Origin of the sequence: Mycobacterium sp., assembly GCF_035653355.1 — a bacterium.
In the GTDB taxonomy this organism is placed as follows: Bacteria; Actinomycetota; Actinomycetes; order Mycobacteriales; family Mycobacteriaceae; genus Mycobacterium.
This window is the reverse complement of sequence record NZ_DASRBZ010000232.1, coordinates 1-12,350: the sequence shown is the minus strand read 5'-3', so window position 1 is coordinate 12,350 and position 12,350 is coordinate 1. Positions and strand designations below refer to the sequence as shown.

The window sequence follows — 12,350 nt, the reverse complement described above, 5'->3', positions numbered from 1 at the left end:
GCCGCGACCGCGTCTTGAGCGCCCGCCCGGGCCGCAAGCATCTCGATGACCTCGCCTTGGATGAGGGTCGAGTCGACGTCGAACACGATCAACCGTTTGGCGCGTCGCTCCAGGCTGTAGTCCTCGACCGCGATGTCGATGCTTTGCTCGAAGGCCACCTGTGTCAGAGCCGCCTGCAGCCGGCCTCCGACGCCGGGCGGCACCGAGACGCGCAGCTGCAAGCCGGTGACCGGGTAGTCCGAGACGCCGCGGATGACGTCGATGTTGACGCCGAGTTCGGCCACTTCGCGCGCCACCGCGCCGAAAGCCTCGGCGGTGATCGGCCGGCCCAGCACGACGATGGTGTGCGTCGACGGCTCGCGGATGACCGGCAGGTCGTCGCTGCGCTCGATGGTGACGTCCAGACCTTTGGCGTGAATGGCGGCCTGAACTTCTTCCCGCAGCGCCTTGCCCTCCGCCGCTTCCAGGGCGGCGGATACCAGTACGCCCAGCGTCAACCGGCCGCGAATCACCACCTGTTCGACGTTGAGCAGCTCGACCTTGTGGCCGGCAAGCACCTCGAACAGCGCGGACGTCACACCTGGCTTGTCGACACCGGTGACGGTGATCAACACCGACACCTTCGGCGGTGTGCTCACCCCAGATTGCAGCCGCTGCAACGCATTACGTGCGAACGCTTACGTCGTCGGCTCTTGTGACGTCGCCGCTTTCGGGGCCATGGCTGCGGCCGATGTGCGCCTCGGCGCGCAGCCGCTCCACCATGTGCGGGTAGTGCAATTCGAATGCCGGGCGCTCCGATCGGATACGCGGCAGCTCGTAGAAGTTGTGCCGCGGCGGCGGGCAGGTGGTCGCCCACTCCAGCGAGTTGCCGTAGCCCCACGGGTCGTCGACGGTTACCGGTTCGCCGTAACGCCAGCTCTTGAACACATTCCAGGTGAACACGAGCATCGACGCGCCGAGGATGAACGCCCCGACCGTCGAGACGATGTTGAGCGGCTGAAAACCGTCGCTGGGCAGGTAGTCGGCGTAGCGGCGCGGCATGCCTTGGTCACCCAGCCAGTGCTGCACCAAAAACGTGGTGTGGAAGCCGATGAAGGTCAGCCAGAAGTGCAGCTTGCCCAGGCGCTCGTCGAGGTAGCGGCCGGTGAACTTCGGGAACCAGAAGTAGATGCCGGAATAGACGGCGAACACGATCGTGCCGAACAGCACGTAGTGGAAGTGGGCGACCACGAAGTAGCTGTCGGTGACGTGGAAGTCCAGCGGCGGGCTGGCCAGCAGCACACCGGTCAGCCCACCGAGCAGGAAGGTGACCGCGAAACCGATCGAGAACAGCATCGGCGTCTCGAACGTCAACTGGCCCTTCCACATTGTGCCGATCCAGTTGAAAAACTTGATGCCGGTCGGAACCGCGATCAGATAGGTCATGAACGAAAAGAACGGCAGGAGAACGGCTCCGGTGGAGAACATGTGGTGCGCCCACACCGCCACCGACAACGCCGCAATCGACATCGTCGCGTAGACCAGGGTGGTGTAGCCGAAGATCGGCTTGCGGGAAAACACCGGGAAGATCTCGCTGACGATACCGAAGAACGGCAGCGCGATGATGTACACCTCGGGGTGGCCGAAGAACCAGAACAGGTGCTGCCACAGCAGCGCACCGCCATTGGCCGGGTCGTAGATGTGGGCGCCCAGGTGCCGATCGGCGGCCAGCCCCATCAGCGCCGCGGTCAGCAGCGGGAACGCCAGCAGCACCAGGATCGACGTGATCAAGGTGTTCCAGGTGAAGATCGGCATCCGGAACATCGTCATGCCCGGCGCGCGCATGCAGACCACGGTCGTGATCATGTTCACCGCGCCCAAGATGGTGCCCAGACCGGCGACCGCCAGCCCCATGATCCACAGGTCGGCGCCGGCGCCGGGTGAGTGGATGGCGTCGGTGAGCGGAGTGTAGGCGGTCCACCCGAAGTCGGCGGCTCCGCCTGGGGTGATGAACCCGGCAGTTGCGATCAACGCGCCGAACAAGAACAGCCAATAAGAGAAGGCGTTCAGCCGCGGAAATGCCACATCGGGGGCGCCGATCTGCAGCGGCAGCACCAGGTTCGCGAAGCCGAACACGATCGGGGTGGCATAGAACAGCAGCATGATCGTGCCGTGCATGGTGAACAGCTGGTTGTACTGCTCGTTGGACAGGAACTGCAGGCCCGGCGCCGCCAACTCGGTGCGCATCAACAGCGCCATCAACCCACCGATGAAAAAGAACACGAAGGTGGTGACGGTGTACATGATGCCGATCATCTTGTGATCGGTCGTCGTGATCAGCCGGTAGACCAGGTTGCCCTTGGGACCCATCCGGGGCGGGAAGGGGCGACTGGCCTCCAGTTCTCCCAGCGGGGGCGCTTCGGCTGTCAAGGGCTCCTCCAAACATCCATCCGGGGCTGACGTCCCTGGGATCTTCCCTGGAATCCTAGCGTTCGATCGGGTCCATGGCCGCACTGGTCCTACAAACCGTCGTAATGCCGTAGTGCCCGGCCAGCGCCATGTTGTCGCCGAGCGGAACCGGTCGGTGCGGGCGACCGGATGTTACCGTCGAGCGCGTGCTGTTCGGCCGTGTGCGACCCGGCGTTCTGCTGGCCGCAGCTTTGGTAGTCACAGCGTTCGCGGTGACGGTGTGTTCCAGTTGCACAGCCGCGTCGCTGGGCGGCCAGCGACCGTCGTCGACCAGCTCCGTGATCACCAGCACCACCACGATCGCCGGGGCGGGAGTTCTGGGCAATCAGCGCCGGCCCGACGAGTCGTGTGCGCCGCAACCGGCCGTGGCGGACCCGGGGCCGCCGACGCGGTCGGCACCGAACGCCGCCGGCGTGACCCCGGAGAAGGCCGACGTCCCCGCCGACCCGCAGCGCATCGTGGTGCTCTCCGGCGACCAGCTTGACGCGTTGTGCGCGTTGGGACTGCAGTCGCGCATCGTCGCCGCCGCGTTGCCGGACGGCTCCTCGAGTCAGCCGTCCTACTTGGGCGGCGGCGTGCACCGGTTGCCGGGCGTGGGCCCTCGCAGCGCACCGGACGTGCCTGCCATCGCGGCGGCCAAACCGGACCTGATTTTGGGCTCGATCGCCCTGACGCCGCATTTGTACCCGGCTTTGGCGGCGATCGCGCCGACGGTGTTCACGGGGCCGCCGGGCGCCCCATGGGAGGACAACCTCCGAGGCGTCGGCGCGGCGACGGCCCGCGGCGGCGCCGCCGACACGATCGTCAAGGATTTCGCCGCTCACGCCGCCCAGACCGGCGCCGCGCATGATGCCGCGCACTACCAAGCGTCGATCGTGCAGTTGACCGCCGACACGGTGCGGGTCTACGGCGCCACCAACTTTCCGGCCAGCGTGCTCACGGCGGTCGGCGTCGACCGACCGGCATCACAGCGGTTCACCGACAAGCCGTATATCGAAATCGGCACCAGCGATCTACGCGGTTCACCGGATTTGTCGGCAGCTGACGCCGACATCATCTATGTGTCGTTTGCATCCCCGGCCGCCAAGGATCGCGCTCCGACCGTGTTCGACAGCAACCCGTGGCGCAAGCTGTCCGCCTACCGCGACAACCGGGTGTTCGTGGTCAACAACGAGGTGTGGCAGACCGGCCAGGGAGTGGTGGCGGCCCGCGGCATCGTCGACGACCTGCGTTGGGTCAACGCTCCCATCAACTGACGACCGGGCTAGTCTCCGGTTGTGTTTCACGTGCTGACGTTCAGCTACCCGCAGCCCCTCGACGTCGTGTGACGTTGCCCTCACCCAGGCGAAATACATAGCCTCCCTATGCTAATCTAGGTGCGTTCTCTCAAAGACCTGATGCTGAATTAGCCGCACTCAAAGAGGTTTGCCATGAGCACTGTTTCTGCGTACGCCGCGACGTCGGCCACCGAACCGTTGACTAGGACCACGATCACTCGCCGCGAACCCGGCCCACACGACGTGGTGATCGACATCAAGTGCTGCGGCATCTGCCACTCGGACATCCACACCGCCAAAGCCGAATGGGGCCAACCGAATTACCCTGTCGTGCCCGGCCACGAAATCGCCGGCGTGGTAAGCGCTATCGGCTCCGACGTCACGAAGTACAAGGTCGGCGACCGCGTCGGCGTAGGTTGCTTTGTGGACTCCTGCCGCGAGTGCAGCAGCTGCGTTGCCGGTTTAGAGCAGTACTGCAAACCGGGAATGACGACGACCTACAACGCAATCGGCAGGGACGGCCAACCGACCCAAGGCGGATACAGCCAAGCGATCGTCGTCGACGAAAACTACGTGCTGCGCATCCCCGACGCACTGCCGCTCGACGCCGCGGCACCGCTGCTGTGCGCGGGCATCACGCTCTACTCACCGCTGCGGCATTGGAACGCGCGGCCCGGCAAGCGGGTGGCGGTCATCGGCCTCGGGGGCCTTGGCCACATGGGAGTGAAGCTCGGCAAGGCGATGGGCGCCGAAGTGACGGTGCTGTCCCAGTCGCTGAAGAAGATGGAGGACGGGCTGCGCCTAGGCGCCAGCGAGTACTACGCGACCTCGGATCGCGACACCTTCCGCAAGCTGCGTGGCAGCTTCGACCTGATCCTGAACACGGTTTCGGCCAATCTCGATATGGGCCAATACCTGAACCTGCTCGACGTCGACGGCACGCTTGTCGAACTGGGCATCCCTGAGCACCCAATGCCGGTGCCGGCCTTCGGTCTTGTGCTGATGCGCCGCAGCATCGCCGGGTCGAACATCGGCGGTATCGAGGAGACCCAGGAGATGCTGAACTTCTGCGGCGAGCAGGGAGTGCGGCCCGAAATCGAGGTCATCGAAGCCGACTACATCAACGAAGCCTACGAGCGCGTATTGGCCAGCGATGTGCGCTACCGCTTCGTCATCGACACCTCAACGCTGTAAGGCCTCTATTCAGCTGGCCGCGGCATGGCCCGTGTCGTCGCCGGCCCGGCTGAGATCGACACCTTGCAGCGGCCAGCCGGCCGCGGCAAGTGTGCCGGCGACCCGCCTGATGTTCTCCGGGCCTGCGTCGTAATGCGTCATATCGGAGACGAAGTCGGCGATGTCGTCCCGCTCAGCCGTCCCATCGGTGAGCGCTGCCGATCCAGGCGTGGTGATCTTCTGCACTACCTCCCGGACCTGATCGTCGGTCAGATCGGTGCTACGCAACAGCGCTAAAAGCGGTACACGGTCCGGTCCTGGCACACCGTCGGGATAGCCCGCCCGTAGCCACTCCAACACCGAACTCAGAAACGACTCGCTCGCCATGTCACCAGTTTTCCGGTCGCAGCCTCACCAGCGCCAGTGTGCCACTGCATGATTGACACAATTCACACGCCGTTCACAGCCGACGCGGCGCGCCGATGGCCGACGAGCATCCGACCAACGTCGCCACCTTGGGCAGGCGAGGATCAGTCGTCATCGCGACGTCGTTCCGTTTCGGCCATCTCACGCGCGATGTCGGCCTGCTCTCGCCAGGCATCGGCTTTTAGGCGCTCCCCTTGTTCGTCCGAACGTTGTAGTCGCTCGCGTTCACGCTCCGCGGCCGTGCCCTCGCGTTCGTCCGCGCGCAACTCTCGTTCGTCTGCCAACCGCTGGCGATCATTCGCGATTCGATCCCGCTCACCAGCTATCCGATCTCTCTCATCAGCGAGCCACTGGCGTCGCGCGAGCTCAGCCTCACGCTGTGCGAGCTCAGCCTCGCGGCGCGCGACAGCCTGCTCGCGCTCATCGAGCGCAGCAGCCCGGCGATCGAGCTCGCCGGGCAGGTCTGCACGATCCTCAGCGACCACGACTCACCTTAACGCTGGGACATGGGCGCCACCTCGCCAGCGCCTCGACAACGACGGCCCCGACGACGCCGGCCGACGCGGACATCCCTAGCGCGTAGTGGTTTCAAGAACGCAAGCAGCGTTAATCCTGCGAGCAACGTAGAAAGACATGAAATGACCACAGAAGGCAGCCGCGAGGCCGAACTTGACCCGCATCAGCGGGTCGCCGAACAGGCATTTCGCGCCACTGAGCGAACCGAGGGAATGCGGCGAGCAGTCGAGGAAGGTCAACTGTCTGCGGCGAACAGCTTCGAAAGATCCGCAGGCCATCAGGACCAAGCCGCAAGGACATATGAGGAAGCAGCCGAACACAGCGCTTCGCCGGACGAAAGCCGCCGGCATGCGGCTGTCCACCGGCAGTTCGCACAGGAGGACCGCCAGATCGCCCAGAATCTGCGACGAATGGCGGAAAGGGACTCGACGAGCGATCCGGCCTGACCTTCGAACCGTCGCTGACAAACTCGCGCAAACGTGAGGCAGCCAAACGCACTCGTCCTCAGGCAGTTTGGTGCTTCTCGCCCACGCCTAGATCTCAGCTTGGGGAAGTATCGGGAACACTGGTAATTGCCGACCAGAGACTTGCGTGCTTAGAAATCCCAGTCTTCGTCTTCGGTGACGACGGCCTTGCCGATCACATACGACGATCCCGAACCGGAGAAGAAGTCATGGTTCTCATCGGCGTTGGGTGATAGCGCCGAAAGGATCGCCGGGTTCACGTCGGTCTCGTCGCGCGGGAACAGCGCTTCATAGCCGAGGTTCATCAGCGCCTTGTTGGCGTTGTAGCGCAAGAACTTTTTGACGTCTTCGGTCAGCCCAACCTCGTCGTAGAGATCTTGGGTGTACTCCACCTCGTTGTCGTACAGCTCGAACAGCAGCTCGTAGGTGTAGTCCTTCAGCTCAGCCTGTTTGGCGGCGTCCTCGAGCGCCAGCCCGCGCTGGTACTTGTAGCCGATGTAGTAACCGTGGACGGCCTCGTCACGGATGATCAAGCGGATCATGTCAGCGGTGTTGGTCAGCTTGGCCCGGCTCGACCAGTACATCGGCAGATAGAACCCGGAATAGAAGAGGAAACTTTCCAGCAGCGTGGAAGCGACCTTGCGCTTGAGCGGCTCGTCGCCGCGGTAGTACTGCATCACGATCTCGGCTTTGCGCTGCAGGTTGGGGTTTTCCTCCGACCAGCGGAAGGCGTCGTCGATCTCGGCGGTCGAGCACAGCGTGGAGAAAATGTTGCTGTAGCTGCGCGCGTGCACCGACTCCATGAACGCGATGTTGGTGTAGACGGCTTCCTCATGCGGCGTCAGCGCATCGGGAATCAGGCTGACCGCCCCGACCGTGCCTTGGATCGTGTCCAGCAGGGTCAGCCCGGTGAACACCCGCATGGTCAGCTGCTTCTCGCCGGCGGTCAGCGTGCTCCACGATGGGATGTCGTTGGACACCGGCACCTTCTCAGGCAGCCAGAAGTTTCCGGTCAGCCGCTCCCAGACCTCGGCGTCCTTTTCGTCTTGCAGCCGGTTCCAGTTGATCGCCGAGACACGGTCGATCAGCTTCACGTTGTCGGTCACCAGCACCCCACTTCACCAGGACATTTGTCTGCTGTGTTCAGGCCTCAAACACTACCCCTGGGGTATGACAACTCGCCGCAGCACAACACCTTGTGTCGTGGGTATTTTGTGGGCGCGCGGGCTAATCGGCGACGGCCAGCGCCGCGCGATCGCCCGGCGAGCCGACGCCAACCCCGAAGAACTGGTACTCGGCGGGTTTCACCGAACGCGTACCCTTCCAGTACTCCCACGTGTAGCCGCCCCAGAGCACTCGGTTGTTGCCGTGCTCGTCGAGGTACCAGCTGCTGCACCCACCGGTATTCCACACCGAGCGGCCCAGCTTGCGTTGCAGTTCGGCGTTGAACCGGTCCTGTGCGGCGCGGGTGGGCGCCAGCGCCTGGGCGCCGACCCGGTCGCACGTCGCGATCGCGTCCGCGACATAGCGGATCTGCGACTCGATCATGAACACCACCGAGTTGTGGCCGAGTCCGGTGTTGGGGCCCAGCAAGAAAAACAGATTAGGCACGTCAGCGACTGTGATGCCGCGGTGAGCGCCGAGGCCCTCGCGGTTCCAACGGTCCACGAGGTCCTCGCCGTGCAAACCCTTGATCTGTACATACGTGTAGGAGTCGGTGACGTGGAATCCGGTGGCCCACACGATCACGTCGGCTGGGCGGTGCGTGCCGTCGGCGGTGAGGATCCCGTCCGGCGCTATCCGGGCGATGCGGTCAGTGATCAGTTCGGTCTTGGGATCCGCCACCGCCCGATAGTAGGTGGACGAGTTCAGGATTCGCTTACACCCGATCCGGTAGTTCGGTGTCAGCTTGCGCCGCAGCTCACGATCTTTCACCGAACGACGGATGTTCCACTTCGCAAAGAGCTCAATGGCTTTGAGAATATTCGGCCGCTTGGTCATGCCGTAGGCCAGTGCTTCTTGACCCCAGTAGATCGCTGTCCGCAACGCCCATGCCAGACCCGGGATAGTTGTCAGAGTGCGCCGCAGCCAGGGCGGCAGTTCCTCGTTGGTCCGCGGCACCACCCACGGCGGAGTGCGTTGGTAGAGCTGCAGTTCGGCGACTTGGTCGACGATCTCGGGCACGATCTGGATTGCGCTGGCGCCGGTCCCGATCACCGCGACCCGCTTGCCGGTCAAGTCGACGCCATGGTTCCATTCCGCGGAATGGAACGCGGCGCCGCGGAATTCGTCACGGCCCTCGATGTCGGGCACCGACGGTATGTGCAGCGCGCCCGCGCCTGAGATCAGGAACTGGGCGACGTATTCGCGTCCGTCGGCGGTGAACACATGCCAGCGGTATTCGTCGTCGTCCCAGTGCCCGCGGTCCACGAGCGAGTTGAACACGATGTAACGGCGCAGCCCGTATTTGTCGGTCACGCCCTTGAGGTAGTCCCAGATCTCGTCTTGGTAGGAGAACAGGTGCTTCCAGTCCGGCTTCGGCTCGAAGGAGAACGAGTACAGGTGCGACGGGATGTCACAAGCACAGCCCGGGTAGCTGTTGTCGCGCCAGGTGCCACCGACATCGTCGGCTTTTTCCAGAATCAAGAAGTCCACGCCCTGTTTTTGCAGCGCGATGCCCATGCCGATGCCGGAGAACCCGGTCCCGATGATCAACGCGCGGGTGTGCACGGGCGGTGCTTGCGTGGCGGGCTGTGGCATCGACTCGGCAACGGTCATGGTGGATCGGTCTTCCTGTTCAGGGGTGTGTTAGCGGCGAGCGCTCTGGGCGCCCGTCCGGCGCAAGTACCCGGTACCCGGGGTATCGGATGAGTGTGGTCGATCGCCGCAGCGATGTCAACGCCGCGGCTTAGCTGGCAGCCGTGTTGCGTGGCACCGCGTGGTGGATGGGCAGGTCGGGGTCCAGGTTGACGCCCAGCACCTCCGCGGTGCTGGTGATGACGCCCATCATGATCGTGGTCAGATGCGCCACGAACTCGTCGCGGGGCATCCGGCGTGGGCTGTCCGGGCTGGGTCCCAGCCACCAGTCGGTGGCCGACTCGGCGGACCCGAAGGCGGCGAATGCGGCAAGCTCGATCGCGGCGCGGTCGAGCTTGATTTCCCTGAGCTCGTTGTTGAACATCTCCGCCATTGCCAGCGTGATCTCGCGACCCTCGTTGAGGGTCCGCATCGTCGCCTCGGATTGCTCGGGGAAGCGTCCCTGGATGAAGAACCGCAGCACGTTGGGATGCTGGTCGACGAGGTTGACGTATTCCTCGACGGCACGGCGGACGACGTCACGAGCTGAGTTGGTAGAGAAGTCGACTGAGGGGAAGATTGCCGCCCACAGCATGTCGCGCAGCCGTTCGCCGATCGCCTGGAACAGATCCGATTTATCAGTGAAGTGGCGGTAGATCTTCGGCTTGGCAGTGCCGGCCTCCTCGGCGATCTCGCGCACGCTCACGTCGGGTCCCAGCCGGTCGATGGCGCGGAAGGCCGCCTCGACGATCTCGCCGCGTACCTTCTTGCGGTGTTCGCGCCAGCGTTCGCTGCGCGCGTCGACCTTCGCGCCGGGCTTCGCGCCCGGGGCGTGGGGTCGGGGAATTCTGACCACGTCAAGCACTTTACCGCGTTGCCGTCACTGACCTGGGCAGACTGGCTTTCGGGCAGCTAGCGATCAGAAGAGGCAAAATGTCGACCATCCAGGCCACCCGGCTGGATGCGTAAGGCCCTTCAACCCACCAGCAGCTGTTAACTGCTCTTACGATCTGGACCATATGCCCACCGGCTCGGGTGAATACCCGCACGGTCAACGGCGGCTCTGGTAGCAACTCCTGTTGATGCATCACCATCTGGCCGCAGGTTCCATCCACGATCTAATTGGCCGCGTTCGTATGCCTTCACCAGATCCATCACGTCCTTCGTGAGATGGTGGTGATCGCATTCAACTCTCGTATTGATGAACACCTGGTGAGGTGCACGATGCGAACAGAAGAGTGCAGCACATAGTAAGTCTTTGTTCAATTGGGCCGAGCGTATCCAGCGCTCGTATGGTGCCTTTGAAACCCGCCGCATGCAAGCGATTTCGCAATGACTCCACAGTTAACTTTGATCCACTCATTTTCTATTTCTTCCTATTTGAATTAATTCAGTTACTTGCCTGCGGCCCGATTCACAGCATGCAGGAGACGCAGCCTTCGACTTCCGTGCCTTCCAGCGCCATCTGGCGCAGCCGGATGTAGTACAGCGTCTTGATGCCCTTGCGCCAGGCGTAGATCTGCGCTTTGTTCACATCCCGAGTGGTCGCGGTGTCCTTGAAGAACAGCGTTAGCGATAGCCCTTGGTCCACATGCTGAGTGGCCGCCGCGTAGGTGTCGATGATCTTCTCGTAGCCGATCTCGTAGGCGTCCTGGTAGTAATCCAGGTTGTCGTTGGTCATATACGGCGCCGGGTAATAGACCCGTCCGATCTTGCCTTCCTTGCGGATCTCGATCTTCGACACGATCGGGTGGATCGAGCTGGTGGAGTGGTTGATGTACGAGATTGACCCGGTCGGCGGCACCGCCTGCAGGTTCTGGTTGTAGATGCCGTGCGCCTGCACCGACTCCTTCAGCCGCCGCCAATCGTCCTGGGTCGGAATGCGGATGCCGGCGTCGGCGAAGAGCTGACGCACCTTGGGCGTCTTGGGCTCCCACAGCTGATCGGTGTACTTGTCGAAGAACTCCCCAGTCGCGTACTTCGACCGCTCGAATCCCTTGAAATGCGTACCCCGTTCGATCGCAATACGATTTGACGCGCGCAGGGCGTGGTAGAGCACCGTGTAGAAGTAGATGTTGGTGAAGTCGATGCCCTCTTCGGATCCGTAGAAAATGCCCTCGCGGGCCAGGTACCCGTGCAGGTTCATCTGCCCGAGCCCGATGGCGTGAGACTCGTTGTTGCCCTTCTCGATCGAGGGCACCGAGCAGATGTGCGTCTGGTCCGATACGGCTGTCAGGGCCCGGATCGCGACCTCGATGGTCTGGGCGAAATCCGGCGAGTCCATCGTCTTGGCGATGTTCAGGGACCCGAGGTTGCAGGAAATGTCTTTGCCCACTTTCGCATAGGAAAGATCATCGTTGAAGTACGACGGCGTGGACACCTGCAGGATCTCCGAGCACAGATTCGAGTGGGTGATCTTGCCCTCGATCGGGTTGGCACGGTTCACCGTGTCCTCGAACATAATGTAGGGGTAACCCGACTCGAACTGCAGCTCGGCCAGCGTCTGGAAGAACTCACGCGCCTTGATCTTGGTCTTGCGGATGCGCGAGTCATCGAGCATCTCGTAGTACTTCTCGGTCACCGAGATGTCGGCGAACGGCACGCCATAGACGCGTTCGACGTCGTACGGCGAGAACAGGTACATGTCTTCGTTTTTCTTCGCCAGCTCGAAGGTGATGTCGGGTATCACCACGCCCAAGCTGAGCGTCTTGATCCGGATCTTTTCGTCGGCGTTCTCGCGCTTGGTGTCCAGGAAGCGGTAGATGTCGGGGTGATGGGCGTGCAGGTATACCGCTCCGGCGCCTTGGCGCGCACCGAGCTGGTTGGCGTAGGAGAACGAATCCTCCAGCAGCTTCATGATCGGGATGACGCCCGATGACTGGTTCTCGATGTTCTTGATCGGTGCGCCGTGCTCGCGAATGTTGGTCAGCAGCAACGCAACGCCCCCGCCGCGCTTGGAGAGCTGCAGCGCGGAGTTGATAGCACGCCCGATGGACTCCATATTGTCCTCGATACGCAAAAGGAAGCACGAAACTGGCTCGCCGCGCTGCTTCTTGCCCGAGTTCAAAAACGTCGGGGTGGCCGGCTGGAACCGTCCGTCGATGATCTCGTCGACCAGCTTCTCGGCCAGCGCAGTGTCGCCGGCGGCCAGAGTGAGCGCCACCATGCACACGCGGTCTTCGAAGCGCTCCAGATACCGCTTGCCATCAAAGGTTTTCAGCGTGTAGGAGGTGTAGTACTTGAACGCGCC

At 63.1% G+C, this 12,350-nt stretch carries 11 protein-coding genes; 3 read left to right on the top strand and 8 right to left on the bottom strand.

Annotated elements, in window-relative coordinates; translation table 11 throughout:
- Positions 1-638: ACT domain-containing protein (locus VFA16_RS07895; RefSeq protein WP_324967280.1), on the bottom strand; the 638-nt coding region annotated here is incomplete at its 3' end.
- Between the two features lie 25 nt (positions 639-663).
- Positions 664-2,409, bottom strand: a complete 1,746-nt coding sequence (ctaD, locus tag VFA16_RS07890) for a cytochrome c oxidase subunit I (protein WP_324967279.1) — start codon at positions 2,407-2,409, stop codon at positions 664-666.
- A gap of 185 nt (positions 2,410-2,594) precedes the next feature.
- Here ctaD and VFA16_RS07885 point away from each other — a divergent pair, with 185 nt between their 5' ends.
- Positions 2,595-3,704, top strand: a complete 1,110-nt coding sequence (locus VFA16_RS07885) for an ABC transporter substrate-binding protein (protein WP_414687669.1) — start codon at positions 2,595-2,597, stop codon at positions 3,702-3,704.
- 174 nt (positions 3,705-3,878) lie between these two features.
- Positions 3,879-4,919 (top strand): NAD(P)-dependent alcohol dehydrogenase, encoded by a 1,041-nt coding sequence (locus VFA16_RS07880; RefSeq protein ID WP_324967278.1) that lies wholly within the window; start codon positions 3,879-3,881, stop codon positions 4,917-4,919.
- 9 nt (positions 4,920-4,928) lie between these two features.
- Here VFA16_RS07880 and VFA16_RS07875 read toward each other — a convergent pair whose 3' ends face one another.
- Both VFA16_RS07875 and VFA16_RS07870 read right to left on the bottom strand, forming a co-directional pair.
- Entirely contained in the window at positions 4,929-5,285 is a 357-nt protein-coding gene (locus tag VFA16_RS07875; RefSeq protein ID WP_324967277.1) for a DUF3349 domain-containing protein, read from the bottom strand.
- Between the two features lie 143 nt (positions 5,286-5,428).
- Positions 5,429-5,809, bottom strand: a complete 381-nt coding sequence (locus tag VFA16_RS07870) for a hypothetical protein (RefSeq protein ID WP_324967276.1) — start codon at positions 5,807-5,809, stop codon at positions 5,429-5,431.
- A gap of 153 nt (positions 5,810-5,962) precedes the next feature.
- On the opposite strand from VFA16_RS07870, the gene VFA16_RS07865 reads away from it, so the two are divergent.
- Positions 5,963-6,286, top strand: coding sequence for a hypothetical protein (locus VFA16_RS07865; protein WP_324967275.1), 324 nt, complete (start codon positions 5,963-5,965; stop codon positions 6,284-6,286).
- A gap of 149 nt (positions 6,287-6,435) precedes the next feature.
- On the opposite strand, the gene nrdF is transcribed toward VFA16_RS07865, so the two are convergent.
- The 4 genes from nrdF to nrdE all read right to left on the bottom strand — a co-directional run.
- Complete coding sequence (nrdF, locus tag VFA16_RS07860) at positions 6,436-7,410, bottom strand: class 1b ribonucleoside-diphosphate reductase subunit beta (RefSeq protein ID WP_324967274.1); 975 nt, start codon at positions 7,408-7,410, stop codon at positions 6,436-6,438.
- Positions 7,411-7,531: 121 nt separating this feature from the next.
- Positions 7,532-9,082, bottom strand: a complete 1,551-nt coding sequence (locus VFA16_RS07855) for an NAD(P)/FAD-dependent oxidoreductase (protein ID WP_324967273.1) — start codon at positions 9,080-9,082, stop codon at positions 7,532-7,534.
- A 130-nt stretch (positions 9,083-9,212) separates the two neighbouring features.
- Positions 9,213-9,956, bottom strand: coding sequence for a TetR/AcrR family transcriptional regulator (locus VFA16_RS07850; protein WP_324967272.1), 744 nt, complete (start codon positions 9,954-9,956; stop codon positions 9,213-9,215).
- 558 nt (positions 9,957-10,514) lie between these two features.
- On the bottom strand, positions 10,515-12,350 hold a 1,836-nt coding region (gene nrdE / locus VFA16_RS07845; RefSeq protein WP_324967271.1), incomplete at its 5' end, for a class 1b ribonucleoside-diphosphate reductase subunit alpha.